The following is a 2,312-nucleotide window of genomic DNA, read 5'->3' on the forward strand; positions in this document are numbered from 1 at the left end:
ATCGGTCCGCGTCCGCTGCAGGTCGGCAAGTCGAGGGGAGAGCTGTGCGCCGAGCGCGCCGAGAAGCGGCGTGGCCGACCGGCCCACGAGGACCACCTCGGCACCCGCAGAAACATAGTGGCTCGCCAGCTCAGTGCCGGAGAATCCAGCCCCGATCACGGCGACCCGCCGTCCTTCAGGCAGCGGCATCGACTGCCGGAGCGCGTCCGCATCATCCGCGGTGTGCAGATGATGCAGCAGCACATCGGAAGCGACATCGATGCCCTTCGGCCGATGCGGCGCGGCGCCGGTTGCAATCACTACGGCGTCGACAGCCAACCTCCTGCCGTTACGGAGCTCGACCGTCTTGTTGCCGAAGTCGGCCCCGACCGCTTCGCCCGGGATCACCAGGACCCCTTCAACGGGCGGGAGGGCGAGCTGCTCGCGAGAGAGCAGCCCCGGAAGGAGCCCTTTGTCGAGCAGCGTCCGGTCTATCGCGCCGCCCGGCTCGGCGTCGACAATCTCGACCATGCCTACAAATCCGCGTTCTCGGAGCTCCTGGGCGCACGCGCGCCCGGCGGCTCCTCCCCCAACGATGAGGACCGACGGACTTCCTTCTTGCATCACCACACGACCTTCCGTCGATGACCTTCGCCTGGCCTTGCCAAGGAACGCCCGGGCGCCCCTTCCAGCCCTTGGTAGTGCTGAACAGCGATTCCGTCCGGTTTCGTTGCCGTCCAACCCGGCGAGCGTGCTCGGCCGGAGCTTTTCTGGCACAGCTCGTGGTAATTGGTCCGTGTGTTGGGGACCATGCCAGGCCCCACTTCCCACAGACCCGCTCGGATGCCTTCACTCCCACACCGTGCGCGACGACTCCATCTTGCCGGGAACCTCGGCAGTTGCCTTCTCATGGCAGTCCTTTCGGCTAGATGGTCTCCAGGAGGTCTCCTACTCGCCCATGGTGGCATAGATCGCATGATTGTCAACTATGTGCTAATCCTGCTATCGTGAGCTTTATAGCCATGTCGATCGGCGGACCGAGAGACGGGGAATCGGCATCATCAACTCGAGGAGGGATCGTGAGTGGAGTGAACGCGCTCTCGGCCATAGCGCCACGACCGACGGCGGTCATCATCGCGGATCAGCTGCGCGAGGGGATTATCAACGGCGTGTTCGAGCCAGGCGAGCAGATCAACGAGGCCCAGGTCGCCGGCCAGTTGAACGTCTCCCGAGGGCCTGTGCGCGAGGCGCTGCACCGTCTCATGCAGGAGGGCATTCTGATCGGCCGGCCGAACCGCGGCGTATTCGTCCGGGAATTGACCCCAGATGATGTCAGGGAGGTCTACGAAGCCCGTGAGGCGATCGAAATCGCCGCCGCTTCGATCCTGGCCAGCAGAGACCACGCGTCTCGAGCCTCCGTCACCGCACAGCTCAACGAGATCATTTCTCGAATGCACAAGCCCGCCGACGCACTCGACTGGTCGGCGATCCACCGCATCGACCTCGAATTCCACACAACGCTGGTCCGAGAGACCCGGAACACGCGCCTTGTGCGGGCGTATGCCACACTCGCCACCGAAGCGCTCATCTGCATGGCGCACCTCGCCGACGCCCACCCTGATCCCGACCGTGTTCTTTCCGGGCACAGAGAGCTGGCGGTCCTCATTGAGCGGGGCGATCTGAACGCGCTCCATCACGTTCTTCATCAGCATCTCTCCCTCGCCGAGGACGAGCTGCGCCCACCCGCCAACGATTTGACGCGCCGCAAGAACCGAGGCCCGATGCTTCAGAAGGCCACGTCCTCGGAAGCGGCCTCAGCCCCTTCGCAGCGGAACCCGGCAGTTCTCGCAACCAGCCGCGGTTGACAATCGGTCTCCGACTCCGTAGCGCGAGCACGGGAACTCCCCGAGCGCTCTCACGGACCCTGGACGGCACCGACGGCACCACGAGGTGAGGTCGCCCAAGCTGCTCGCCGTGACACGAAAAGCATCGGGGTCCGCTGGAGGGCCCCATGCGGAGTGGTCGGTCCAGACCCGCAGCTGAGCAGGAGCGCTGTGATGCTCCGCCATCGGTAGAGCATCTCGGTGCGTCGGCTCATCGAGACTAGGGCGGGTGACGACGCGCCGTTGCTCGGAGCGTTCGGCGTCCTCAGCTTCCCATCAGCCGGCTCGGCAGGCCGTTCCTGCCGACGCTATTTGTCCGGCAGCGACAAAGGCCGGAATGATCTACAGATGAGGCAGGGCAAGGATTGAGACGATCTGGAGTGCGCCAAGCTACATTGGGTGGCGACGATGAGTAGGACCGCGCGCGATACCCCGCCGCGGGTGGCTGCC

2 protein-coding genes are annotated in these 2,312 nt (G+C 65.1%); one reads left to right on the forward strand and one right to left on the reverse strand.

All coding sequences use genetic code 11. From position 1 onward, the window contains the following. Positions 1-603, reverse strand: a 603-nt coding sequence (locus AHiyo1_RS19760; protein ID WP_148667686.1) for an FAD-dependent oxidoreductase, incomplete at its 3' end; no start/stop codon positions are given. Between the two features lie 455 nt (positions 604-1,058). On the opposite strand from AHiyo1_RS19760, the gene AHiyo1_RS19765 reads away from it, so the two are divergent. Then, entirely contained in the window at positions 1,059-1,844 is a 786-nt protein-coding gene (locus tag AHiyo1_RS19765) for a GntR family transcriptional regulator (RefSeq protein WP_172465660.1), read from the forward strand. Positions 1,845-2,312 lie beyond the last annotated feature (468 nt).

The organism is Arthrobacter sp. Hiyo1 (assembly GCF_001263615.2).
In the GTDB taxonomy this organism is placed as follows: Bacteria; Actinomycetota; Actinomycetes; order Actinomycetales; family Micrococcaceae; genus Arthrobacter.